The 25,199-nt window shown below is 72.3% G+C and carries 17 protein-coding genes; 14 read left to right on the top strand and 3 right to left on the bottom strand.

The window, feature by feature from the left end; all coding sequences use genetic code 11:
* Positions 1-83 precede the first annotated feature (83 nt).
* From AB0N16_RS29495 to moeZ, 12 genes are all read left to right on the top strand, one after another.
* Positions 84-1,076, top strand: a complete 993-nt coding sequence (locus AB0N16_RS29495) for an alpha/beta hydrolase (RefSeq protein ID WP_365801856.1) — start codon at positions 84-86, stop codon at positions 1,074-1,076.
* 7 nt (positions 1,077-1,083) lie between these two features.
* Complete coding sequence (locus AB0N16_RS29490; RefSeq protein ID WP_365801855.1) at positions 1,084-2,625, top strand: DUF3152 domain-containing protein; 1,542 nt, start codon at positions 1,084-1,086, stop codon at positions 2,623-2,625.
* Between the two features lie 56 nt (positions 2,626-2,681).
* On the top strand, positions 2,682-2,774 hold the full coding sequence (locus AB0N16_RS29485; RefSeq protein ID WP_365801853.1) for an Ms4533A family Cys-rich leader peptide: 93 nt from the start codon (positions 2,682-2,684) through the stop codon (positions 2,772-2,774).
* Positions 2,775-2,939: 165 nt separating this feature from the next.
* Positions 2,940-4,658, top strand: a complete 1,719-nt coding sequence (locus AB0N16_RS29480) for an ABC transporter substrate-binding protein (protein WP_365801851.1) — start codon at positions 2,940-2,942, stop codon at positions 4,656-4,658.
* Positions 4,659-4,662: 4 nt separating this feature from the next.
* Positions 4,663-5,802 (top strand): ABC transporter permease, encoded by a 1,140-nt coding sequence (locus AB0N16_RS29475; RefSeq protein WP_365801849.1) that lies wholly within the window; start codon positions 4,663-4,665, stop codon positions 5,800-5,802.
* Positions 5,799-6,797: an ABC transporter permease gene (locus tag AB0N16_RS29470; RefSeq protein ID WP_365801847.1), complete on the top strand. Its 999-nt coding sequence runs from the start codon at positions 5,799-5,801 to the stop codon at positions 6,795-6,797. Before AB0N16_RS29475 ends, AB0N16_RS29470 begins: the two co-directional genes overlap by 4 nt.
* A complete protein-coding gene (locus AB0N16_RS29465) occupies positions 6,794-8,386 on the top strand; it encodes an ABC transporter ATP-binding protein (RefSeq protein WP_365801845.1) in 1,593 nt (530 codons plus the stop codon). The genes AB0N16_RS29470 and AB0N16_RS29465 overlap by 4 nt, the downstream gene beginning before the upstream one ends.
* Before the next feature lie 228 nt (positions 8,387-8,614).
* On the top strand, positions 8,615-10,396 hold the full coding sequence (locus tag AB0N16_RS29460; protein ID WP_365801843.1) for a DUF3492 domain-containing protein: 1,782 nt from the start codon (positions 8,615-8,617) through the stop codon (positions 10,394-10,396).
* Positions 10,393-11,724 (top strand): hypothetical protein, encoded by a 1,332-nt coding sequence (locus AB0N16_RS29455; protein ID WP_365801841.1) that lies wholly within the window; start codon positions 10,393-10,395, stop codon positions 11,722-11,724. Before AB0N16_RS29460 ends, AB0N16_RS29455 begins: the two co-directional genes overlap by 4 nt.
* 181 nt (positions 11,725-11,905) lie before the next feature.
* Positions 11,906-12,865 carry an NAD-dependent epimerase/dehydratase family protein gene (locus tag AB0N16_RS29450; protein WP_365801839.1) on the top strand — a complete coding sequence of 320 codons (960 nt, stop codon included), beginning with the start codon at positions 11,906-11,908 and terminating at the stop codon, positions 12,863-12,865.
* Positions 12,853-13,602 (top strand): spherulation-specific family 4 protein, encoded by a 750-nt coding sequence (locus tag AB0N16_RS29445; RefSeq protein ID WP_365801837.1) that lies wholly within the window; start codon positions 12,853-12,855, stop codon positions 13,600-13,602. Before AB0N16_RS29450 ends, AB0N16_RS29445 begins: the two co-directional genes overlap by 13 nt.
* Before the next feature lie 63 nt (positions 13,603-13,665).
* Entirely contained in the window at positions 13,666-14,844 is a 1,179-nt protein-coding gene (gene moeZ / locus AB0N16_RS29440) for an adenylyltransferase/sulfurtransferase MoeZ (RefSeq protein ID WP_351704789.1), read from the top strand.
* Positions 14,845-14,906: 62 nt separating this feature from the next.
* Here moeZ and AB0N16_RS29435 read toward each other — a convergent pair whose 3' ends face one another.
* From AB0N16_RS29435 to AB0N16_RS29425, 3 genes are all read right to left on the bottom strand, one after another.
* The gene (locus AB0N16_RS29435; protein ID WP_365801835.1) at positions 14,907-16,454 is read right to left on the bottom strand and encodes an alpha/beta hydrolase; all 1,548 of its coding nucleotides are present in this window, start codon (positions 16,452-16,454) and stop codon (positions 14,907-14,909) included.
* Positions 16,455-16,588: 134 nt separating this feature from the next.
* Complete coding sequence (locus tag AB0N16_RS29430; protein WP_365801833.1) at positions 16,589-18,133, bottom strand: alpha/beta hydrolase; 1,545 nt, start codon at positions 18,131-18,133, stop codon at positions 16,589-16,591.
* Positions 18,134-18,261: 128 nt separating this feature from the next.
* On the bottom strand, positions 18,262-21,045 hold the full coding sequence (locus tag AB0N16_RS29425) for a lysylphosphatidylglycerol synthase domain-containing protein (RefSeq protein ID WP_365801831.1): 2,784 nt from the start codon (positions 21,043-21,045) through the stop codon (positions 18,262-18,264).
* Positions 21,046-21,206: 161 nt separating this feature from the next.
* Here AB0N16_RS29425 and AB0N16_RS29420 point away from each other — a divergent pair, with 161 nt between their 5' ends.
* Positions 21,207-21,593 carry an MGMT family protein gene (locus AB0N16_RS29420; protein ID WP_365801829.1) on the top strand — a complete coding sequence of 129 codons (387 nt, stop codon included), beginning with the start codon at positions 21,207-21,209 and terminating at the stop codon, positions 21,591-21,593.
* Positions 21,594-21,859: 266 nt separating this feature from the next.
* Positions 21,860-25,174, top strand: coding sequence for an ATP-dependent DNA helicase (locus AB0N16_RS29415; protein WP_365801827.1), 3,315 nt, complete (start codon positions 21,860-21,862; stop codon positions 25,172-25,174).
* Positions 25,175-25,199: the final 25 nt, after the last annotated feature.

Below are 25,199 nucleotides of genomic sequence, written 5' to 3'. Positions count from 1 at the left end.
TGGTGCGGCGCGGCGGCGCCCCCGGCTAGTTCTGTGATGGCGAACACACGAATCACTGTGTGATCGTCTCGTAACATTGGCGCATGTCTTCGACCGAGCTGCCATCAGTGCCGCCCACCAGCGTGCTCCCGAAGGCGGCGGCCGTCAGAGTCGCGGAGGGCGAGCGGCTGCGGTCGGTCGGGCTGCCCGGCGTCACCCTCACGGTCCGGTCCAGGCCGCCCGCGCGCGCGGGCCTGCCGCCCGCGCTGTACGTGCACGGACTCGGCGGCTCCTCGCAGAACTGGTCGGACTTGATGCAGCGGCTCGAAGGCGTCGTGGACGGCGAGGCGGTCGACCTGCCGGGCTTCGGCGACTCCCCACCACCGGACGACGGCGACTACTCGGTCACCGGACACGCGCGCGCGATCATCCGCTACCTCGACGCGGTCGGCCGCGGTCCGGTCCACCTCTTCGGCAACTCGCTCGGCGGCGCGGTCAGCACCCGCGTCGCCGCCGTCCGCCCCGACCTCGTCCGCACGCTCACGCTCGTCTCGCCGGCCCTGCCCGAACTGCGCGTGCAGCGCACGGCCATGCCGACGGTGCTGCTCAGCCTGCCCGGCGTCGCCGGACTGCTCACCCGCACGACCGGCAAGTGGACCGCCGAACAGCGAGTACGGGGCGTGCTGGCCCTCTGCTACGGCGATCCGGGCCGGGTCACGCCCGAGGCGTTCGAGTACGCGGTGGAGGAGCTGGAACGGCGGCTGCGGCTGCCGTACTTCTGGGACGCGATGGCGCGCTCGGCGCGCGGGATCGTCAACGCGTACACCCTGGGCGGGCAGCACGGGCTCTGGCGCCAGGCCGAGCGTGTCCTCGCCCCGACCCTGCTGATCTACGGCGGCCGTGACCTGCTCGTCGGCTACCGCATGGCACAGCGGGCCGCACGCACCTTCCGTCACTCCCGGCTGTTGTCCATGCCGGACGCCGGGCATGTGGCGATGATGGAGTACCCGGCGGCGGTGGCCGGGGCGTTCCGTGAACTCCTCGCGGACGCCGATAAGTTGGGCGCCGGTACGGTCACGCCGGGCGCGGGGAGCTGAGGGGCGGGTGGGACGCCACAGCCGCCGCGGCCGGGCACCCAAAGGTGACGCCGGGGACATAACCGACATAGGTCCGGACCGGAACGGCGAGCCGGGAGAGGGCGAGCGCGGGGACACCGGCCCGGCAGTGCCGCGCCCGACCCAGGGCACCCCTACCGGACGGGCCCCGCGCCTGCCGGAGGGTATGCCGGCCCAAGGGATCTCGCGCCTGCCGGACGGCACGCCCGTGCGTGGGAGGCCTCGGCTTTCCGGCGGTGCGCCCGCGCAGGACGTGCCTCGGTTTTCGGACGGTACGCCTGCGCACGGTGTGCGCAGGTACCCCGATGGCACGCCGGCCCACGGTGTTCCCCGTTTCCCGGACGGGACGCCCGCCCAGGGCGTCCCCCGGGCCCGTGGCGGTCACCCCCAGCAGCGGGAGGCGGGCGGTGGCTGGGGTGAGGTGGGCGGGCAGGCCGGTGCCGCCGCCTCGGGGGCGGCCGGACCGTCGATACCCCGGCAGCGGCGGGGCGGGCCCGGTGGGCCCCGGCAGGACTACGTCGACGCCTTCGGCGAGGACGCCGACGTCTTCACGTCTCGCCCGGGCATCGGTGCCCAGCGTGCGGAAACGTATCCGCCCTCCTCCGGCCCGAGTACCTCCCTGCTCGACTCCGGCCCGCGTACCTCCTCGCTCGCCGCCGAGCCGTACGGCGGCGACGGCGCTCACGATGCACCGCCCACCGGCGAACCCGCGCAGCCCAAGGGCGGCAAGGGGCGGGCCTTCGCCGGCGTCGCGGCCGCCGCCGTCACCACCGTGCTCGCGGTGATCGTCGCCGGGCAGGTCGCCGACAGCGGCGACAACGGCGTACGGTCCCGGTCGGCGGCCGGCGACGCACGGGCCACCGACGGTTCCGCCTCGCGCGGCAACGGCCGTACGACACCGTCCGTCTCCGCCTCGCCGCGCGTGGCGACGCTCTCGTACGAGCAGGCGATGGGCAAGAAGTACCCGCTCGGCGCCAAGCTGGCCGGGTCCGGGAAGTTCGACGCCGTGCCCGGGGTCGCCAAGGCGCCCGGCAAGGGGCAGAAGTACACCTACCGCGTCGACGTGGAGCAGGGGCTCGGACTGGACGGCGAACTGTTCGCCACGGCCGTGCAGAAGACGCTCAACGACGACCGCAGCTGGGCCCACAACAACGCCCGTACCTTCGAGCGCGTCTACTCCGGCAAGCCCGACTTCGTGATCACTCTCGCCAGCCCGGGAACCACCGCCGAGTGGTGTGCCAAGTCCGGCCTCGACACGACCGAGGACAACGTGTCGTGCGACTCGGCCGCCACCGAACGCGTGATGATCAACGCGTACAGATGGGCGCAGGGCAGCAAGACGTACGGGGACGAGATCCACGCCTACCGGCAGATGCTGATCAATCACGAGGTCGGCCACCGGCTCGGCTACGGCCATGTGACCTGCGACAAGGACGGCGAGTTGGCGCCGGTCATGCAGCAGCAGACCAAGTTCCTCGACCACGACGGCATCCACTGTCTGCCCAACCCCTGGCCGTTCCCGAAGAGTTGACAGGTGGCGCATACGTCACATTGACATGGGCAGAAAGTTCATACATATTTCTGGGCATGTCGCCCCGTCATGCCTCCACGCGCGCCGCCATCGAGCTGGCGCTCATCGGCGTGACCGCGCTCTGCGTGGCCGACATCCACTGTCGCTGACCCTCGCCCTTGGGCGTTCGCGTCGCGATCTCTCTCTGTCGCCGTGACTCGGTCACGGCTCTTTCGACGACCTGGCGCCCGGGCAGACGTCTGTTCACTTTCGTCTCACTCCTCGTCAATCTGTCTCGCCAGTCGAGATCCGCCTTCCGAGAGGTCGTCATTCCGATGCGTCAACCGTCCGCCATAGCGCGCCGCATGGCCGTGGCATCCGTCAGCCTGGTCGTGGCAGCGGGGGCCGTCGCCTGCGGGCCGAAGGACAACGATGCCAAGGGCTCCAGTGGCGACTCCACGCCGCACAAGGGCGGCACGCTCACCGTCCTGAACTCCGACCCCCAGTCGGACTTCGACCCGGCCCGCCTCTACACCTCCGGCGGCGGCAACGTGCCCTCCCTGGTGTTCCGTACGCTCACCACCCGCAACCGCGCGAACGGCGCCGCCGGCGCCAAGGTCGTCCCCGACCTGGCCACCGACACCGGGCGGCCCAGCGAGAACGCGACCGTGTGGACGTACACCTTGAAGAAGGGCCTCAAGTACGAGGACGGGACCGCGATCACCTCCGCCGACATCAAGTACGGCATCGAGCGCTCCTTCGCCCCCGAACTCTCCGGTGGCGCGCCCTACCTGCGGGACTGGCTGGTGGACGCGGCCGACTACCAGGGGCCGTACAAGGACAAGAAGGGGCTCTCGGCGATCGAGACGCCGGACAGCAGCACGATCGTCTTCCACCTGAACAAGCCCGAGGGCGAGTTCCCGTACCTGGCCACCCAGACCCAGTTCACGCCCGTCCCGAAGGCCAAGGACACGGGCACGAAGTACGAGGAGCACCCGATCTCGTCCGGTCCCTACAAGGTCGTGAAGAACGAGAACGACGGTGAGCACCTGGTGCTGGAGCGCAACACGTACTGGTCGTCGGCCGTCGACGACCAGCGCAAGGCCTACCCGGACACCGTCGACGTGCGTTCCGGGCTCGACTCCTCCGTGATCAACCAGCGGCTGTCGGCGTCCCAGGGCGCGGACGCCACCGCCGTGACCACGGACACCAACCTCGGCCCGGCCGAACTCGCCAAGGTGACCGGCGACAAGGACCTGGCCGCGCGGGTCGGTACCGGCCACTTCGGCTACACGGACTACATCGCGTTCAACCCGACGGTCAAGCCGTTCGACAACGCCAAGGTGCGGCAGGCGATCTCGTACGCCATCGACCGGTCGTCCGTGATCAACGCGGCCGGCGGCAGCGCGCTCGCCGAGGCCGCGACCACCTTCCTGCCGAACCAGAAGTCCTTCGGCTACACGCCGTACGACCTGTTCCCGGCGGGCGAGACCGGCAACGCGGCCAAGGCCAAGGAACTGCTGAAGCAGGCCGGTTACCCGAACGGGCTCACCGTGACGCTGACCCACTCCAACAGCAAGGACTTCGAGACCAGCCCGGAGATCGCGACCGCCGTCCAGGACGCGCTCAAGAAGGCCGGCATCACGGTCAAGCTGGAAGGCCTGGAGGAGAACGACTACAAGGACAAGATCCACAGCGTCAAGACGGAGCCGGGCTTCTTCCTCGCCCACTGGGGTGCCGACTGGCCGTCCGGCGGTCCCTTCCTCGCCCCGATCTTCGACGGCCGGCAGATCGTCAAGGATGGAGCGAACTTCAACACGGGCCTGCTCAACGATGCTTCGGTCAATGCCGAGATTGACGCGATCAACAAGTTGACCGACCTCAACGCGGCCGCCAAGCGGTGGGGTGCACTGGACAAGAAGATCGGCGGGCAGGCGCTGACCGTGCCGCTGTTCCACCCCGTCTACAAGCGACTGGTCGGCAAGGACATCAAGAACGTCGTGATCAGCGACTGGACCGGCGTCCTGGACATCTCCCAGACCGCGGTGAAGTAGCGCCGTGAGCGAGGCACTTGTCGCCACCCAGGCCCCCGAGGCGATCGCCTCGGGGGCCTCGGGGGCCCGTCAGTTCTGGCGGCGGCTGCGCACCCAGCGCGCCGCCCTCGTCGCGGCGGCCGTCGTCGCGCTGCTCGTCCTGGTCGCGCTCGCCGCGCCCCTGCTCACCGCGGTCGAGGGCCAGGACCCGACGACCTACCACCCGTCCCTCATCGACTCCGCGCGCGGCGGCGTGCCGATCGGCTCCTTCGGGGGCATCGGCGCCGACCACTGGCTGGGCGTGGAGCCGCAGACCGGGCGGGACCTCTTCGCCCGCCTGGTGTACGGCGCCCGGGTCTCCCTGGGCGTGGCGCTGGCGGCGACCGTGATCCAGGTCCTCCTGGGGCTCGTCATCGGGGTGGCGGCCGCGCTCGGCACAGGATGGGTTGATCAACTGTTGAGCCGGTTCACCGACATCTTTGTCGCGATGCCCCTGATGGTCATGTCGCTGGCACTGCTCGCGATCGTCCCGCAGAGCTTCCCGCGGCCCGTCCTGGTCACGCTCGTCATCGGGCTCATCGCCTGGGGCAACACCGCGAAGATCGTGCGCGCCCAGACGCTCACCCTGAAGGGGCTCGACTACGTCGCCGCCGCGCGGCTCAGCGGCTGGGGCACCTGGCGCATCGCTAGCCGCGAACTCCTGCCCGGGCTGGCCGCGCCGGTCATCACGTACGCGTCCATCTTGATCCCGGTCAACATCAGCACCGAGGCGGCCCTGTCGTTCCTCGGTATCGGCGTGAAGCCGCCGACGCCGTCCTGGGGGCAGATGCTCACCGCCGCCGACGTCTGGTACCAGGCGGCCCCGCAGTACCTGCTGCTCCCGGCCGGCGCGCTCTTCGTGACCGTCCTCGCGCTGACCGTGCTCGGCGACGGCGTCCGCATCGCCCTCGACCCGCGCGCCGCGTCCCGGCTGAGCGTCGGCACGGGGCGCAAGCGGGAGGCCAGAGCCGCCGGGTCCAGCGGGTCGAGCGTGTCCGGCGGGTTCGAGGGGTCCGGCGGGGGCGCCGGCTCCGACACGTCCGGTGGATCCACCGGACCCGCTGGACCCGGCGGATCGACCGGATCGACTGGATCCGCCGCGTCCGCCGAGGAGGGGTCCGTATGAGCGGCTTCGGTGGGTTCCTGGTCCGCCGCGCCATTGGCATCGTCGTGACCCTGCTGGCCATCTCGGTGATCGTCTACGTCGTCTTCTACGCCACCCCCGGCAACGTCGCCCAGATCACCTGCGGCCCGCGCTGCTCCCCGGAGCAGGTGCACCAGGTGGCCCAGCAACTGCGCCTCGACGACCCCCTGTACGTGCGCTACTGGCACTTCCTGGAGGGCCTGCTCGTCGGCCAGGACTACTCGACCGGCACCTCTGTGGAGCACTGCTCGGCGCCCTGCCTCGGGCTCTCCTACCAGACCGACCAGCAGGTGCTGAGCATCATCCTCACCAAGCTCCCGGTCAGCCTCTCGCTCGTCCTCGGCGCGATGGTGCTCTGGCTCGTCCTGGGCGTCGGCAGCGGCGTGCTCTCCGCCTGGCGGCGCGGCCGGTTCACCGAACGCGTCCTGACCGCCCTCACGCTGGCGGGCTGGGCCACCCCGGTCTTCGTCATCGGCCTGGTGCTGATGATCGTCGTCTGCGGCGAACTGCAGCTGCTGCCTTTCCCGCAGTACGTCAACTTCACCGACGACCCTGAACAGTGGGCGTGGAACCTGCTGCTGCCGTGGCTGTCCCTGGCCCTCATCGAGGCCGCCTCGTTCGCCCGGCTGACCCGGTCGTCGATGCTGGAGACGCTCGCCGAGGACCACATCCGTACCTTCCGCGCGTACGGCGTCGGGGAGCGGGCGATCGTCGGACGGCACGCCCTGCGCGGGGCGCTCGCGCCGGTCATCGCACTGAACGCCAACAACGTCGGCTCGGCCGTCGGCGGCGCCGTGCTCACCGAGACGCTGTTCGGACTGCCCGGTATCGGCCAGGAGCTCGTCCACGCCGTCAACGTGGTCGACCTGCCCGTCGTCGTCGGAATGGTCCTGGTCGTCGGCTTCTTCGTGGTCATCGCCAACGCCGTCGCGGACGTCCTGTACGCGGTGGCCGACCGACGGGTGGTACTGACGTGAGTCTCGTCCGAGCCACTGATCTGACCGTCGAGTTCGGCGGCCTGCGGGCCGTGGACGGACTCTCCTTCAGCCTGGAAGCGGGCGCCGCCCTGGCACTGGTCGGCGAGTCCGGCTCCGGCAAGTCCACCGTCGCCTCGGCCCTGCTCGGGCTGCACCGCGGCACGGGCGCCCGGGTCGGCGGCACGATCGAGGTCGCCGGCACCGACGTACAGGCGGCTTCCGACGAGGATCTGCGACGGCTGCGCGGCGCGAAGGCGGCGATGGTCTTCCAGGACCCGCTGTCCTCCCTCGACCCGTACTACGCGATCGGCGACCAGATCGCCGAGGTGTACCGCGTGCACACGCGCGTGTCGCGACGGGCCGCACGCGCGCGTGCCGTGGAGGTGCTGGACCGGGTGGGCATCCCGGAGGCGGCGCGCCGGTCCCGGTCCCGTCCGCACGAGTTCAGCGGCGGTATGCGCCAGCGCGCGCTGATCGCCATGGCGCTCGCCTGCGAACCCGAGCTGCTGATCGCCGACGAGCCCACCACCGCCCTCGACGTGACCGTCCAGGCCCAGATCCTCGACCTGCTGCACACCCTGCGCGAGGAGACCGGCATGGGCCTGCTGCTCGTCACGCACGACGTGGGCGTCGCCGCCGAGAGCGTCGACCGGGTGCTCGTCATGCGGCACGGGCGTGTGGTCGAGCAGGGCCCGGTCGCCGCCGTGCTCGGGGCGCCCGCGCGGCCGTACACGCGCGAACTGCTTTCCGCCGCCCCGCGCGTGGACGCGGTGCGCGCGCCCTCACAGGCGACCGAGGAGGCCGTGCTGGAGGCGTCCGGACTGCGGCGCGAATTCGGGCGCGGCAAGGGGGCGTTCACGGCCGTGGACGATGTGTCGCTGACCGTCCACCGGGGCGAGACCCTCGGTATCGTCGGCGAGAGCGGCAGCGGCAAGACGACGCTCGGCCGGATGCTGGTCGGGCTGCTGGAGCCGACAGCGGGGGAGGTCCGCTACGAGGGGCACGCGCGCGTGGGCGTGCGGCCGGCCGTCCAGATGGTGTTCCAGGACCCGGTGTCCTCCCTCAACCCGCGGCGCAGCGTGGGCGAGTCGATAGCCGATCCGCTCCGCGCGCGGGGCGAGCGGTCTCAGGAGCGCATCCGGGGGCGCGTGATCGAACTGCTGGAGCGCGTGGGGCTCGAAGGGGCGCACTACGAGCGCTACCCGCACGAGTTCAGCGGTGGTCAGCGCCAGCGCGTGGGCATCGCGCGGGCGCTCGCGGCCGATCCGCGGGTCATCGTCTGCGACGAGCCGGTCTCCGCGCTGGACGTCACCACCCAGGCCCAGGTCGTCGCCCTGCTCGGCGAGCTCCAGCGCGAACTCGGCCTGGCGCTCGTCTTCGTCGCCCATGACCTCGCCGTCGTCCGCCAGGTCAGCGACCGGGTCGCGGTGATGCGCCGCGGCCGGATCGTCGAGACCGGACCCGCCGACGAGGTCTACGACAATCCCCAGGACCCGTACACCCGGCAACTGTTGGCCGCCGTACCCGCCCTCGACCCCGAGGCCGCGGCCCGGCGGCGGGCGGCCCGGCGGGAACTGGCGTCGGCGTGACGTTTCAGCTGCTCCCGGGGGCATCCTGATGTGACGTTTCGCTGTCGACCGATCTCTTAGCGCGACCGAACGCGACCCGCACGGGAAAGTTACGACCGTTCACCCCTTTTGGTGGCGCGATGGACAACCGTCCGTCGCGCCACCGCCTTGTCCGCATACGTTCGTCCCGCTGCGAGCCACCGAGGCAACGGTGGCTCCCCATACGGGAGATCGATCGGGGGTGTACACGTGCGCATCGGACTGCTTACGGAGGGTGGCTATCCGTATGTGAGCGGTGACGCCAGACTCTGGTGCGACCGGCTCGTGCGCGGGCTCGGGCAGCACGAGTTCGACCTCTATGCGCTCAGCCGCAGCAGGCGCCAGGAGGACGAGGGCTGGCTGCCGCTGCCGCCGCACGTCAGCCGGGTGCGGACGGCTCCCCTGTGGACCGCCGAGGAGGACGGGGTCACGTACGGCCGGCGTGCGCGCCGGCGCTTCGTCGAGAGCTACGGGGAACTGGCGGCGGTGCTGTGCGCCGCTCCGGGCATCGGCGGCCCGGCTGGTCCGGGCCCGGACGGCGAAAACGGTGCGGACGGCGAAAACGGTGCGGACGGCTCCGGGGCGGGAGCCGGTCAGCTGGCGGACCGTTTCAGCAGCGCGCTCTACGGACTCGCCGAACTCGCCCGTGACGAAGGCGGACTGGTCGGCGCACTGCGCTCCGACAGCGCCGTGCGCACGCTGGAGCGGGCCTGCCGCGCACCCGGCGCACTCGGTACGGCGCGCGAGGCGCGCGTGCCGGATCTACTCGCCGTCGCCGCACACCTCGAACGCGCCCTGCGCCCCCTCTCCCTCGACTGGTACGGCGACGACGGCCTCGGCGCCACCGACCTCTGCCACGCCACCGCGGGTGGCCCGGCCGCCCTGCCGGGCCTGCTCGCCCGCCACTTCTCCGACGTGCCGCTGCTGGTCACCGAGTACGGCGTGCAACTGCGCTCGCACTACCTCGCTTCCGGCCCCGACGCGGCCACCCCGGCCATGCGCGCCCTGCTCGCCGCCTTCCACGGCCGGCTCGCCGCCGAGGTCTACGGCCGCGCCGCGATCATCACCCCCGGCAACGCGCACGCCCGCCGCTGGCAGGAGCGCTGCGGCGCCGACCGCTCCCGCATTCGCACCGTCCACCCGGGCATGGAGGCCGCCCGCTTCGCCGAGGTCGGCGAGGCCCCGGACCGGGCCGACCCGGACACGCTGGTGTGGGTCGGCCGGACAGAGCCGTCCAAGGACCTGGTGTCGCTGCTGCACGCCTTCGCGGAGGTCCGCAAGGAGGAGCCCAAGGCGCGGCTGCGGGTCGTGGGCGCCCCGGCAGGACCGGAGGGCCGGGCCTACCTGGGCCACTGCAAGGCGCTCGCCGCCCAGCTCTTCCCGGACGAGGCCGAAGGGGTGCACGCCGTCGGCGACAACCCGGTCGCCTTCGAGGAGATCGGCGGCCCGGAGGCACCGACCCTCGCCGACGCCTACGCGTCCGGATCGGTCGTCGTCCTCTCCAGCGTGGTCGAGGGCTTCCCGGTCGGCCTGGTCGAGGCGATGCTCTGCGCCCGCCCGACCGTCTCCACCGACGTCGGCGCCGTGGTGGAGGTCATCGGCGGCACCGGTCTCGTCGTGCCCCCGCGCAATCCGCGGGCGCTCGCGGAGGCGTGCGTGGCGCTGCTGCGCGACCCCGAGCGCCGTGAGCGCCTCGGAGCCGCCGCGCGCGCCCGGGCGCTCGAACTGTTCACCGTCGAGCAGAACGTCGCGGCATTTCACGGCATTTACCTGGAGATCGTCTCGCACTGCCCGGTGCGCCGGGTCGTCCTCGACGAGGCCGGGGAGCCGCTGCCGTTCGCCGCTCCGGCCGAGGCTCATGTCCCCGGCCGCTGGACCGGCCCCACGGCCCGCGTCGTGAGCCGGGGCGGGCCCGGCTGGGCCCTGGGCGCCTCTCTGGGGCCGACCCCGGTACGGGCCACGCCGCTCGCGGCCACGGAGGGCGCGCTGTGAACGGGGACGAGGACGGCGCCGTGAACGGCGGGCTGGGGGAGTTCGACCAGCCCGGGCGCCCCGGCGGGGCCGACGCCTGGGACGCGCGGTCGGAGGAATGGCTCCTGGGCGTGGCGGAGGGCGACTCGGCAGACACCCTGTCAGGGAGCGGGGCGCCAGGGTCGGTAGCGGTGTCCGGGGGGGCCTCCACACGGACTGCCCGGGGCACTCCGGGCCTGCACGGAACCGCCCCACGCCGAGGCGCCGCCGACCCCGTGAAAGCGCTGATGCACCGCCACCGCGCGCTCTGCGAGCAGGCCGTCGACCCACTGGAGATCGCGGCAGGCCTTGAGGCGCACGGTGTCACCGACCGCACCGCCGCCCGCTTCCGGCACCGTGACGTCTTCTCACTCGCCGAGGAGCTCTACGCGCGCGTGCCCCGCGACGTCGACCGGCGCCCGTGCCCCGAACCGGCGCCGGCACCCCGCGTGCGCGCCGACTGGGCGCTGTTCACGCTCCTGCCGGGCGCGGTCGGCGTGGCGGTCGTGACCGTCGTACGGCTCACCGAGGGGCGCCCGCGCCTCCTGACGGCGATCGCCGGCGTGCTCACGCTCGCCCTGGCCGCGGGCCTTGCCCTGCGCCGCGGCCCCCTGGCCGTGCCCGCCCGCACCCTCGCCCGGCACACCCAGGCCGGCACGCGCGCGTGGACCTGCTGGCTCCTCGCCTACGCCCTCCTCGGCAACGGCCTCCTGCGCGCCGTCCTGGACGGCGGCCCCGACGGCCTCCCGACCGGCGCCGCGCACGGCCCCTGGCCGGTGACCACCGCGCCCGTCCTCGCTCTCACGCTGGCCTGTGCCCCAGCCGCCTGGAGTGCCCATCTCCTCACGGCGGGCGCCCGTCGCAGGCTCACGGGCAGCCGGGGCCTGGAGGAGTTCACCGGGGCCGTACAACCGCTGCTGCTCGGCACGTTCGCCCTCTACCTGGGCGCCCTCACCGCCCTGCTCGCCCTGTGCGGCGCTGCCCTGGGCGAACCCGCCGGCTACCCGGAAGCCCTCGCCCTCGGCGCCGTACTCCTGCTCGCCCGCCTCCTCACCGTCCACAACGTGCCGCAGGGCCCCGCTCTCGCCCTCGCCGCCGCCACCGAAGCGGCGGCCGTGGGCCTGGTCCTGGCCGGCCGGCTGCCCGGCTGCGCCTTCCTCGCGGCCCCCGTCGACGCCGTGGCCGGCGCGTGGGGCGCGGGCAGCGTCCCGGCGCTGGTCTGCGGCGCCGCAGCCCTGGCGCTGCTGTTCCAGGCGACCCGCACCCTCACCCGGGCCTCGGCCCACGCACCGACGGGGGACCCGGAGTGAGCAGAGCCGCCGTTCTCTTCGCCTGCCTCACCGTGCCGTCGCGGCGGCAGGCGCCCGGCATCCCGCCGGAGGCAACCGCACCACCCCGTGAAGGAGACCACCAGATGACCACCTCCCGACCCGGACCCGGAGCGTCCGGAACCACCGGAGTCGCCGGAGCGCACACCCCGGGAGCCACGCGATGAGGGTTCTGCTGATCGGAGCCAACGGATACCTCGGCCGCTTCGTCGCCGACCGGCTGCTCGCCGACCCGGCCGTCCAGCTCACCGCGCTCGGCCGCGGTGACGACGCCGACGTCCGCTTCGACCTCGCCACCGGCAGCCCCGGTGCGCTCACCCGATTCCTCGACGCGGTCCACCCGGGCGTCATCGTGAACTGCGCCGGCGCCACCCGCGGCGGCGCCAGGGAACTCACCCGGCACAACACCGTCGCCGTCGCCACCGTCTGCGAGGCCCTGCGCCGCAGCGGCTGCGGTGCCCGTCTGGTGCAGATCGGCTGCAGCGCCGAGTACGGCCCGAGCCAGCCCGGCTCCTCCACGGCCGAGGACGCCGTACCGCGCCCCGGTGGCCCGTACGGTGTCAGCAAGCTCGCCGCCACCGAACTGGTCCTCGGCTCCGGCCTGGACGCGGTCGTCCTGCGCGTCTTCTCGCCCGCCGGGCCCGGCACCCCGGCCGGCTCCCCCCTCGGCCGCCTCGCCGAAGCCATGCGCCGCGCCATGCAGTCCGGCGACGGCGAACTCAAACTCGGCGGCCTCGGCGTCCAGCGCGACTTCGTCGACGTACGCGACGTCGCCCGGGCGGTCCACGCGGCCTCGCTCTCCGCCGCCCAGGGCGTCATCAACATCGGCTCCGGCCGTGCCGTCCGGCTGCGCGACGCCGCCGCCGTGCTCGCCCGGGTCGCCGGATACGGCGGCTCCCTGCACGAACTCGACGGGCCGCCCGGTCCGTTGCGCAGCTCCATCGGCCACCCCCGCCTGGACCCCGACCACGCGGCCCCGGTCGCGTATCCGTATCCGGACGGCTGCGGTAGCTGGCAGCAGGCCGACGTGCGCTGCGCCCGCGACCGGCTCGGCTGGCGGCCCCGTATCAACCTCGAAGAATCCCTCGCGGACATCTGGATGGAGGCGGCATGCCGCATCTGACCAGTACCAGGGCGGGCGCCGCGACCACCGGCGTCCGCACCGCCTTCGGCATCCCGGGCTACGCCCACCCCCTTCTCGCCCCGGCGCAGTGGGCCGAACTCACCCGCCCGGGCACGCCTCTGCACTGGGTCGTCCTCAACGTGGCGAACGGCCCCGGCAGCCGCCCCGACCCGCACTGCCTGGAGGCGGCAGGCCGGCTCCGCAACGCGGGCGTCCGCGTCCTCGGCCATCTGGACACCACCTACGGCGCCCGCCCGCACGGCGACCTGGTCTCCGACGCCCACCGCTATCACGACTGGTACCGCGTCGACGGCTTCCTGCTGGACCGCTGCCCAGGCGAGCGCACCGCGCTGCCCGGGATCCGCCGCGCGGTCGCCACGCTCCGCACCATCGGTGAAGCCCCGCACATCGTCCTCGGCCACGGCACCCACCCCCACCCGGGCTACGCCGAGAACGCCGACCAACTGGTGACCTTCGCCGGCCCTTGGAGCGACTACCGCTGGTCCCATGTCGCGGAGTGGACCGCGGACTATCCACCGGAGCGGTTCTGCCACTTCGTGCATGGCGTGCCCCGCGGCCACCTCGACGAGGCACTGCGCATCGCCCGCTGGCAGGGCGCCGCCACCATCTACTTCACCGACCGCACCGATCACTGCGGTCGAGTGGACCCCTGGGAGAACATGCCCGGCTACTGGGACGACATCGTCTCGCGGGTCGGGACGGGTGTCTCGGAATGAAGGTGGCCATGGCAGTGTTACAGAGAGAACAACTGTAGTGATTGACCGATCAACGGAGTCCCCGTGTCGCTGCCACCCCTGGTCGAGCCAGCCTCTGAGCTCACCGTAGACGAGGTCCGCAGGTACTCCCGCCACCTGATCATCCCGGACGTCGGGATGGACGGGCAGAAGCGGCTGAAGAACGCCAAGGTGCTCTGTGTGGGCGCCGGCGGCCTGGGTTCGCCGGCGCTGATGTACCTCGCCGCGGCTGGTGTCGGCACCCTCGGCATCGTGGAGTTCGACGAGGTCGACGAGTCGAACCTGCAGCGCCAGATCATCCACAGCCAGGCCGACATCGGCCGCTCCAAGGCCGAGTCCGCCCGTGACTCCGTCCTCGGCATCAACCCCTACGTGAACGTGGTCCTTCACGAAGAGCGGCTCGAGGCCGAGAACGTGATGGACATCTTCAGCCAGTACGACCTGATCGTCGACGGCACGGACAACTTCGCCACCCGCTACCTGGTCAACGACGCCTGCGTGCTGCTGAACAAGCCGTACGTGTGGGGCTCCATCTACCGCTTCGACGGGCAGGCCTCGGTCTTCTGGTCCGAGTACGGCCCCTGCTACCGCTGCCTCTACCCGGAGCCCCCGCCGCCGGGCATGGTCCCCTCCTGCGCCGAGGGCGGCGTGCTGGGCGTGCTGTGCGCGTCCATCGGCTCCATCCAGGTCACCGAGGCCATCAAGGTCCTCACCGGCACCGGCGAGCCCCTCGTCGGCCGCCTGATGATCTACGACGCCCTGGAGATGCAGTACCGCCAGGTCAAGGTCCGCAAGGACCCGAACTGCGCGGTCTGCGGCGAGAACCCGACCGTCACCGAGCTCATCGACTACGAGGCCTTCTGCGGCGTCGTCTCCGAGGAGGCCCAGCAGGCGGCGGCCGGCTCGACGATCACTCCCAAGCAGCTCAAGGAGTGGATCGACGACGGCGAGAACATCGAGATCATCGACGTCCGCGAGCCGAACGAGTACGAGATCGTCTCCATCCCGGGCGCCAAGCTGATCCCGAAGAACGAGTTCCTGCTCGGCACCGCCCTGGAGGGCCTGCCCCAGGACAAGAAGATCGTCCTGCACTGCAAGACGGGTGTCCGCAGCGCGGAAGTCCTCGCGGTCCTGAAGTCCGCGGGCTTCGCGGACGCCGTTCACGTCGGCGGCGGCGTGATCGGCTGGGTCAACCAGATCGAGCCGGAGAAGCCGGTCTACTGAACACGGTCTCCGCGGCGGGCGGGGGCTTCGGGCGCGGCAGGCGCCCGGAGCCCCCGCCTTCGTCATGAGCAGACCTTGCCGTCCTTCGGAACCGTGCCGTCCAGCAGATAGCCGTTCACCGCCGAGTCCACGCAGTCGCTCCCGCGGCCGTACGCGCCGTGGCCCTCGCCCTTCCAGGTCAGCTCCACGCCGACACCTTTGCCCAGCTCGTCGGCCATTCTCCGGGCGCCCTCGTACGGGGTCGCCGGGTCGCCCGTGTTGCCGACCAGCAGGATCGGGGCCGCGCCCGGGGCGCCGACCTCCGGGGTGTCGTACTCCCCGGCCACCGGCCAGTCGTGGCACCAGCCGGCCGTGTCCCAGCCCAGGAAGTCGCCGAAGACGGGCGAGATCTTCTCGAACTCGGGCAGCAGCCTCTTCGTCTGGGCGAGCGTGGGCCGCTGCTTGTCGTCCAGGCACGATATGACCCGCTGGGAGTGGGCGGTCGTGCCGTAGTGCCCCGACGTGTCACGTTCGTTGTACTGGTCCGCGAGCGACAGCAGCTCCGAGCCGTCGCCGTCCTCGGCCGCCCGGAGCGCGCTGGTCAGCGTCGGCCAGCTGTCCTGGCTGTACAGCGGCAGGACGATGCCGGTGACCGCGAGGGTCTGGGTCAACTTCCGCCCGGAGGAGGTCGTGAGCGGCTCGGTGTCGAGCTTCTTCAGCAGGTCCACGATCTTCTGCGAACCCTGCTGAGGGTCCTGCCCGGTGGACTTGAGGTAGTCGTCCAGGGCCCGCTGGAAGCCCTGGGCCTGGTTCTTCGCGTGGCCGACCGAGTCCGCGGCCGGGTCGACCACCGCGTCCAGGATCAGCCGCCCCACCTTCTTCGGGAACAAGTGGGCGTAGACGCCGCCGAGTTCGGTGCCGTACGAGATGCCGAAGTAGTGCATCTTCGTATCACCGAGCACCTGGCGCATCAGGTCCATGTCCCGGGCCGTGTCGGTCGTCGAGACATGCGCGATCAGCTCGCCGGCCGCCGTCGCGCAGCCCTTGCCGAAGGCGGCGGCGTCCTGGAAGTACGCCGTCTCCTCCGCCGCCGTGTCCGGGGTGGCGTCGACCGACTCGGCGGACCGCATGTCCTTGTCGCTGCGACAGCGGATCCCCTCGCTGGCGCCCACCCCGCGCGGATCCCAGCTCACCAGGTCGTACCGCTCGCGCAGGGTGGAGACGGTGGTGGCGTAGTACGGCATCATCGAGACGCCCGAGCCGCCCGGGCCGCCGAAGTTGAACAACAACGAGCCGATCCGCTTGCCCGAACCCCCGCTCGCCTGCGCCCGGATCAGCGCCAGCCCTATGGTCTTCCCGCCCGGCTTCGCCCAGTCCAGCGGCACCTTGAGCGTCGCGCACCGCCACTCGTCACCAGGCGCGGCGGAGTCCGAGGTGGCTTTGCAGCGGCCCCAGTCGAGCTTCTGGGAGGTGAGGGAGGAGGGCAGAGCGGCAGAGGCGGCGGAAGAGGGCGACGGCTGGTCGGACCGTGTCTTCCCTTCGTCCCCGCCCCCGCCGGACGACCCACCGCCGCACCCGGCCACGAGCAACCCAGCGGCAACAGCGGCCGCCCACCGTACAAAACGCAACATGTGCGCACACCCCCCTCACAGGCTCTCCGCAGGTTCGTCGCGGAAAGCGGTCAGGTCATAGTAGGCGGATCGAGCGAAGGCCGTTCCAGCCTGTGGATAACCTTTTGACCTGCAGTTTCTTAGCTCCCCCGCACTCACGAACAGACCGTGCCGGCCTTCGGTACCTTCCCGTCCAGCAAGTAGCCGTTCACAGTCGACTGCACGCACCTGTTCTTGCTGTCGTAGGCCCCGTGCCCCTGCCCCTGGTACGTCAGCTCCACCCCGACGCCCTTCCCCAGTGACTCCACCATCTTCTTCGCGCCCTCGTACGGCGTGGCCGGATCGCCCGTGTTCCCCACGACCAGGATCGGCGCCGACCCGGGCGCGCTGACGTCGGGATGGTCGGCGGCGCCCGGCACCGCCCAGCTCGTGCAACTGACCATGCCCCACGCGAGGTAGTCGCCGAACAGCGGGGAGGCGGCCCGGAATTCGGGCAGCTTCTGCTGGACGTAGTCGGCGCTGTACCGAGGCTTCTCGTCGGCGCAGTTGATGGCGATGTTCGCCGCCATGATGTTGCTGTACTCGCCGTTCTGGCTGCGGCCGTTCATCGAGTCGGACAGCAGCATCAGGATCTTCCCGTCGCCGTCGTACGCCTCTTCGAGCCCCTCGGTGAGGTACTCCCAGAAGTCCTTGGAGTACAGGGACTGGGCGATGCCGTTGGTGGCGGCGGTCTGGGTCAGCTGGCGGGGAAGGATGCCGGGGATCGGCTTCGTGTCGAGGTCCGTGAGGAGCTTGGCGATACGGTCCTTCACGTCCTGCGGGGTGGCGCCGATCGGGCACTCGGTCTTCTTGGACGTACAGTCCTCGGCGAAGTTGTCGAGCGCGAGCTGGAAGCCCTTGGCCTGCCCCAGCGAGCTCTGCTCGGGGTTCTGGGTGGGGTCGATGACGCCGTCGAGGACGGCCCGGCCCACGTTCTTCGGGAACAAGTGGGCGTAGACGCCGCCGAGTTCGGTGCCGTAGGAGATGCCGAAGTAGTGCAGCTGCCGGTCGCCGAGGACCTGGCGCATGAGGTCCATGTCGCGGGCCGCGTCGGTGGTGCGCACATGCGGCAGGATCGACTTGGAGTTCTTCTCGCAGGCGGCGTTGAACTGCTTGGTGCGGTTGATCAGCTGGGTGCGCTCGGCGCTGGTCTCGGGCGTCGCGTCCTGCTGGAAGTAGTTGTCGAGCTGTTCGTCGTTCTCGCACTCGACGGGGTCGCTGCGGCCGACTCCGCGCGGGTCGAAGCTGACGAGGTCGTAGCGGGTGCGCAGGGCCGCGTAGTCCTCGGCGAACGCGGGGAGCGTGGTGATGCCACTGCCGCCGGGGCCGCCGAAGTTGAAGATCAGGGAGCCGATCCGTTTGCTCGCGTCGCCGCTGGCCTTGGCCCGGATCAGCGCCAGGCCGATGGTGGCCTCCTTCGGCTTCGACCAGTCCAGCGGCGCCTTCATGGTGGCGCACTGCCAGGCGCCGTCACCGGGCAGCGGCGAGGGGGTGTCGCCACCGCCCTCGGCCTCGTCGGGGGCCGGGCAGGCCTTCCAGTCCAGCTTCTGTGCCGCCAGATCCCCGTCCTTGGCGGCGCCGCCGCTGCACCCGGTCGGCAGGCAGGACAGCGCCAGGGCGGCGGTCAGGGCGGCGACACGGATCCGGAAGGGGTTCGGCATGCTCCCATCCTGGGGTCGCGCGCGGCCACGCGCGCGGGGCGCGAGCCGTACGAGGTACGCCCCCGGTACGGCCGTAGCGCGTCCCGTACGAGCCGGAGCGCCTCGCGCCCTCGGCTCCGTCGCCCGGTCTAGAGCGCACCCTTGCGGGACAGGTGGTTGAAGGCCAGCCAGCCGGGCAGGACCGGCAGCCACAGGGTCAGCAGCCGGTACAGCAGGACGGCGGGGGCCGCGACCTCCTTGGGGAGGCCGACGGCGATCAGGCCGACGGTCAGGGTCGCCTCGACCGCGCCGACACCGCCCGGGGTCGGCGCCGCGGAGCCGAGCGCGTTTCCGGCGAGGAAGACGACGGCGACGCTGGCGATGCTGAGCGAGGTCGACTCGTCGCCGAACGCGCGGATGGAGGCGTCCAGGCACATCACGAAGCAGGCGGTGAGCAACAGCATGCCGCCGATGCCGGTGACGAGCTTCTGCGGCCGCTGCAGCACGTCCAGCATGCGCGGTACGACGCCCGCGAAAAGCGACCGCACGCGCGTGGAGACGAATTTCCGCAGGAACGGCACCGAGGTCACCACGAGGACCAGTACGGCTACGGTCAGCAGGCCCGCGATGACGGTACGGGACGGCGACAGCGACGGGGTCTTCTCGGTGCCGGTCAGGTAGCCGAAGGAGAGCAGCATCAGGATGTGACAGCCGAGCCCGAACAGCTGCGAGGCGCCGACGCTCGCCACCGCGAGGCCGGGGCGCACACCGGCGCGCTGCAGGAAGCGTGTGTTGAGGGCGACACCGCCGACCGCCGCGGGTGCCACGATCTTCACGAACGACCCGGCGACCTGCGCCGCCACGGTCCGCACGAACGGCACCCGCTCGGGCACGAAGCCGAGCAGCGCCATCGCGGCGGCGACATAGCTGACCGCCGAGAACAGCACCGCGGCGATCACCCAGCCCCACTGGGCGTTGGCGACCAGGGGGCCGAACTCGATGTGGGTGAGCTGGGTCAGCAGGTAGTACGCGCCGATCGCGCCGGCGATGAGGCTGATCAGGGTGCGCGGCCGCACCCGCTCCAGGCGGGCCGGCTCGACGGGCGCCTGCGGCCTGATCTTCAGCACCTGGTGCCGGATCTGGGTGAGCAGGTCCTCCTCGCGGGCCTCTTCCAGCGCGTCGTCCAGGGCCCGCTTCTCGGCCCGCTGCTCGGCGCGCACCGTCTTCTTGTCGGGCTTCTCGGCCTCCTCCGCGCGGGCCTGCTTGGCCTGCCGGGACGCCTCCAGGACCGCATCGCGTTCGCGCTGGGCGCGCTCTCTGGCCAGTCTTCGCAGCGTCGCGCGCGTGGTGCGGGTGAGCGCGATCGGCTGGAGCATCGGCAGGCAGTCGGCGACGGCGTCGGGCCCGAGGACGCCGACCGCCGAGGCCACCGCCCGCTCGGCGCCGACCCGCAGACCGAGCGTGGTGACCAGCTGGGCGACGTCCATGCGCAGCAGCAGCTCGCCGGCCGCGATCTCGCCGCCGCGCAGGTCCGTGAGGATCACCGTGCCGGAACGATCCACCAGGATGGCGTCACCCGCGAGCCTGCGGTGCGCGATCCGGCGCGACTGCAACGCCTGCACCTGGTGCCAGGTGTTGCGCAGCAGTTCGTCGGTGATCTCCTCGTCGCCCAGCGAGTCGAGGGTGCGGCCGCCGGTGTGCTCGTAGACGAGCATCACGGCGTCCGGGCCCAGCTCGGAGGTGGCGATCAGCTTGGGCGCGTTGGCACCGGCCGCGATCGCCGCGTACGCCAGCAGCGCCTCCTGCTCCAGGGCCTGGCGCAGCGACTGGAGGCTGGAGCGGGTGGCGAAGCCGCGCAGGGTCAGGTTGCGCCACGCGCGGTAGAAGAAGCCCTGGGCCTGCTGTTCCCGGTCGACGACCGTGACGTCCAGCGGCGGGCCGTCCTCCAGGGTGACGAAGTAACGCCGGCCCCGGTCGCCATTCTCGGTGTCCAGGGCCTCCTCGCGGGCCGCGCCGACCGGGTGGAAGCCGACGTGCCGCAGGCCCGCCAGCAGGGTCCGGCCGGTGGGGCGGACGTTGGGGGAGCCGACCGCGTAGAGCGTGCCGTAGGCGACGGTCCAGCCGATCAGCACCGTGAGGATGATCGAGAACGGTGTCGTGTAGCCGGTGACGAGCATGGAGAACGCGTCGAGCATCAGCACGATCCACAGGACCGCACGCCATCTCGGGCGCCGGGACATGCCGACGGCCGTCATATAGGCGATGACGGGCGCGAGGTAGCCGTGCACCGGATCGGTGAGGGCGTGGATGTCACCGGGGGAGGGCTGGGTGAGCGCCTCCTGGATGGAGCCCGGGGCGGCCCGGGCGACCCACAGGTCGGTGGCGAGGGTCACTCCGTGGGCGAGGACGGCCGCGAGCACGCCGTCGGCGATGCGCAGCCCGTCCCGCTTGATGAGCCGCTCGATCGCGAACGCGACCGGCACCAGCAGGATCGCGATGCTGGAGGCCAGCCCCGCGATCTTGATCAGCAGGTCGGGGGCCTGTCCGGTGCCCTTGTTGATGTCCTGTTCGAGACCGGAGGTGGTGCCGTGCGCGAACGCGGCGATGCCGAGCAGCAGGGCGATGGCGAGCACGCCGACGAGGAGGCGCATGAGGTCGGAGGGGCGGTGCACGCGCGCGGGGAGCAGCGGTTCGTCGCCCTCCACCTCGTCCGTGTGGGTCTCGTCCGGCACGTGTTCCGCCTCGGAGGCGTCGGGGTCGGCAGCGTGGGTCGGGTGTCCGGCGTCCGGCTCCACGACGTCCGCGCGCGCGGGTTCCGCAGATGCGGTGCCGGATGCCGCCGCGTCCGGGCGTGCGGCGGCGTCAGAGGTGCCCGCCGCTCCGTCGGGGGGCCCGCCCTGCTGCTCGGTCGTCTCTTCTTGATCTCGTATCACCAGTCACCGCCCGCACGATGGTGGCATGCCCCACCGACACACGAGGGCATGAGGGTGCAAATGCGGGGGCGCACAGTCTGCCCCAAGCGCCGCCCGAGGGCGAGGCGAAGACCTGACGGGCACCGCGCGGGTTGTCGGTGGGGTGCGGCAGGATGGGGCGAATGAGCGAGCAGAGCCTTCCCGAGGACACCCGAGAGGGGTACGCGGACGAGCTGCCCGAGTACGCCGAGCGGGTCCTGGAGGTCGCCGAGCGGATCCCGCCCGGGCACGTGATGACGTACGGCGACGTCGCGGAGTGGCTGGAGGACGGAGGGCCGCGCCAGGTGGGGCGGGTGATGTCCCTGTACGGGGGTTCCGTCCCGTGGTGGCGTGTGGTGCGCGCCGACGGGGTGCTGCTGCCGGGGCACGAGCTGAACGCCCTGGACCGTTATCGCGCCGAGGGCACTCCGCTGAAGGAGGCGAGCAGGGCCGCGGAGGGTCATCTGCCGCGGCTCGACATGAAGCGGGCGCGGTGGGACGGCGGCACGGACGCGAGGGCTCACACCTGACAGCTTCCGCCATCCGAGGCCCCCGCGGGGAACCTGTGGCCCGTTCGAGGGACACCGGGGACGTCCGTGGCATGACGTACGTTCGTGGGATGTGGGGTGCGCGTGCCGCGAGTGCCGCCCGAGACGGATGGGAAGAAGCGGAAGCTCTGCTTCCATCCGGTTCGTCGGCGTAGCGTCGGCTGCGCGTGTCCCGCTCACCCCACGGCCACCGCACTGCCCGCGCGACCGCGAGCCAACCAGCACACCCACCAGGACCGGCGAACCACGTGAGCTCCTCTTCCTCCACCCGGCGCCTGTCGCACCTCCAGGTGCGACAGGGGACCCGTGGCGCTTACCGGCTGGTGCGTACCCCGCCGGCCGATGCGGATCCCCCTCGTCTGGACGCCGCGCAGCGCGCCGTGGTTGACCACGAGGCCGGACCGCTGCTCGTCCTCGCAGGTCCCGGCACCGGGAAGACCACCACCCTCGTGGAGTCGGTGGCCGCGCGGATCGCCCGCGGCGAAGACCCCGAGCGGATCCTGGTGCTGACGTTCAGCCGCAAGGCCGCCGTCGAGCTGCGCGACCGCATGGCCCTGCGCGTCGGCGCGGCCCGCGCGCCCCGGGCGACCACCTTCCACTCGTACTGCTACGCCCTGATCCGCGCCCACCAGGACAGCGATCTCTTCGTCGACCCGCTGCGGCTGCTGTCCGGCCCGGAGCAGGACGTCACCGTCCGCGAGCTGCTGGCCGGCCAGGCCGAGCTGGAGCGGCTCGGGCTCGACCCGGTGCGCTGGCCCGACGAACTGCGTGCCTGCCTGACCACCCGGGGGTTCGCCGACGAGGTCCGCGCGGTGCTCGCCCGCAGCCGCGAACTGGGGCTGGACCCGGCCGCTCTGGACGCCTTCGCCCGCCGTATCGGCCGCCCCGACTGGCGGGCCGCGGCCGCCTTCCTCGCCGAGTACCTCGACGTCCTCGACCTGCAGGGCGTCCTCGACTACGCCGAACTCGTGCACCGCGCGGTACTGCTCACCCAGCGCCCCGAGGTCGCCCTGGACCTGGTCGGCCGCTACGACGCCGTGTACGTCGACGAGTACCAGGACACCGACCCGGCCCAGGTGCGGTTGCTGCACGCCCTGGCCGGCGGTGGCCGCACGCTGGTCGCCTTCGGCGACCCGGACCAGTCGATCTACACCTTCCGGGGCGCCGACGTGAACGGCATCCTGGACTTCCCGTCCGCCTTCGCGCGCGCGGACGGCCGTCCCGCCCCCGTCGAGGTGCTGCGTACCTCCCGTCGCTCCGGCGCCGGCCTGCTGGCCGCGACCCGCCTGCTGACCCAGCGGATGCCGCTGACCCGGCTGCCCACCGACAAGGTGCGCGCCCACCGCGAACTGGCCGCCGCGCGGGACGGCGGCAGCGTCGAGGTCTACACCTACCCGACGCCCGGCACCGAGCTGGAGAACATCGCCGACATCCTGCGACGCGCGCACCTCGAGGACGGCGTGCGCTGGAGCGACATGGCCGTCCTGGTGCGCGCCGGGTCCAGCACCATCCCGACGGTCCGCCGCGCCCTCACCGCGGCCGGCGTGCCCCTGGACATCGACGGCGACGACGTTCCGCTGCGCCACGAACCGGCGGTGGCACCCCTGCTGACGGCGCTCCGGGCGGTGGCCGAGGCGGAAGCGGCACACCCGGGTGCGGGCACCGACGAGGACACCGCCGCAGCCCCCTGCTGGCTCGGTACCGAGACCGCGCTCACCCTGCTGACCTCGCCCCTCGCCGGCATGGACGCAGCCGACCTGCGCCGCCTCGGCCGCGCCCTGCGCGACGAGGAGCGGGCGGCCGGCAACGCCCTGCCGCCGCCCTCGGACGACCTGCTCGCGCGGGCCCTCGCCGAACCCGAGCGCCTGGCCGTCCACGACCCCGGGTACGCGCGCGGTGCGCAGCGGCTCGGCGGGCTGCTCAGGAAGGCCCGGGAGCGCCTGGCGGGCGGCGGTACGGCCGAGGAGGCGCTGTGGGACCTGTGGAACGGCACGCCCTGGCCCTCACGCCTGGAACGCGCCGCCCGGCGCGGCGGCGCGGCCGGCCGCAACGCCGACCGGGACCTGGACGCCGTGTGCGCCCTGTTCGCCACCGCCGCCCGCGCGGAGGAGCGCAGCGGCGGCCGGGGCGCGCTGAACTTCCTGGCGGAGATCGAGGCCGAGGACATCGCCGCCGACACCCTCTCCGGGCGCGCGGTACGCCCCGACGCCGTCCGCCTGCTGACCGCGCACCGCTCCAAGGGCCTGGAGTGGCGCCTGGTCGTCGTCGCCGGCGTCCAGGAGGGCCTGTGGCCCGACCTGCGCCGCCGCGGCTCGCTGCTGGAGGCCGACCGGATCGGCCGCGACGGCCTGGCCGAACCGCTCACCCCGGGCGCACTCCTCGCGGAGGAGCGCCGCCTGTTCTACGTCGCCGCCACGCGTGCGCGTGAGCGCCTCGTCGTCACCGCGGTGAAGGCTCCCGCGGACGACGGCGACCAGCCCTCCCGGTTCCTCACCGAACTGGGCGCCGAGCCTCAGGACGTCACCGGACGGCCCCGCCGCCCGCTCTCCGTGGCCGCCCTGGTCGCCGAGCTGCGCGCGACCACGGTCGACCCGCGCGCGTCCGACACGCTGCGGGAGGCCGCCGCCCGGCGGCTGGCCCGGCTGGCCGCGCTCGCCGACGACGACGGCCGCCCCCTGGTGCCTTCCGCCCACCCCTACCGCTGGTGGGGCATGTTCGAGCCGACCGAGAGCAAGGTGCCGCTGCGCGACCGCGACCAGCCCGTCGTGCTCTCCGGCAGCGCCCTCGACCAGCTCGCCAACACCTGCAGCCTGCAGTGGTTCCTGGGCCGAGAGGTCAAGGCGGACGCGCCCGCCACCACCGCCCAGGGCTTCGGCAACGTCGTGCACGTCCTGGCCGACGAGGTCGCCTCCGGACGCACCCCGGCCGACCTCGCGGTCCTCATGGAGCGCCTGGAGTCGGTGTGGAACGCGCTCGCCTTCGACGCCCCCTGGAAGTCGGCCCAGGAGAAGGACAACGCGCGCGTGGCGCTCGAACGCTTCCTGAAATGGCATGTCCTGGACCGCACCGCACGCACCCCCGTCGCCAGCGAGCAGGACTTCGACGTCAGCCTCGCAGCGGGCGACTACGAGGTGCGCATCCGCGGCCAGATGGACCGTGTGGAGACGGACGGCGAGGGCCGCGCCTACGTCGTCGACTTCAAGACCGGCAAACAGGCGCCCAGCGCGGCCGAGGTGGCCCGGCATCCACAGCTCGCCGTCTACCAGCTCGCGGTCCGCGAGGGCGCCGTGGACGACGCCTTCGACGGCATACGCCCGGAGGCCGGCGGAGCCGAACTGGTCCACCTCCGGCAGGGCGCCGCCCAGCGTGACGGCGGCGAGACCCTGCCCAAGGTGCAGGCCCAGGAGCCGCTGGAGGGGGAGTGGGTCGGCGACCTGCTGGCCACCGCCGCCGGCAAGGTTCTCGACGAACGGTTCACACCGACCACCGGCCAGCACTGCACGCACTGCGCCTTCCGGGCGTCGTGCAGCGCGCGGCCCGAAGGGCGTCACGTGGTCGAGTGACGTACGACGCCCGTCCCACCGATGT

The sequence above is a fragment of the Streptomyces sp. NPDC051105 genome (genome assembly GCF_040682795.1).
In the GTDB taxonomy this organism is placed as follows: domain Bacteria; phylum Actinomycetota; class Actinomycetes; order Streptomycetales; family Streptomycetaceae; genus Streptomyces.
The sequence above is the reverse complement of the archived record's forward strand: the minus strand, read 5'-3'. Positions and strand labels throughout refer to the sequence as shown.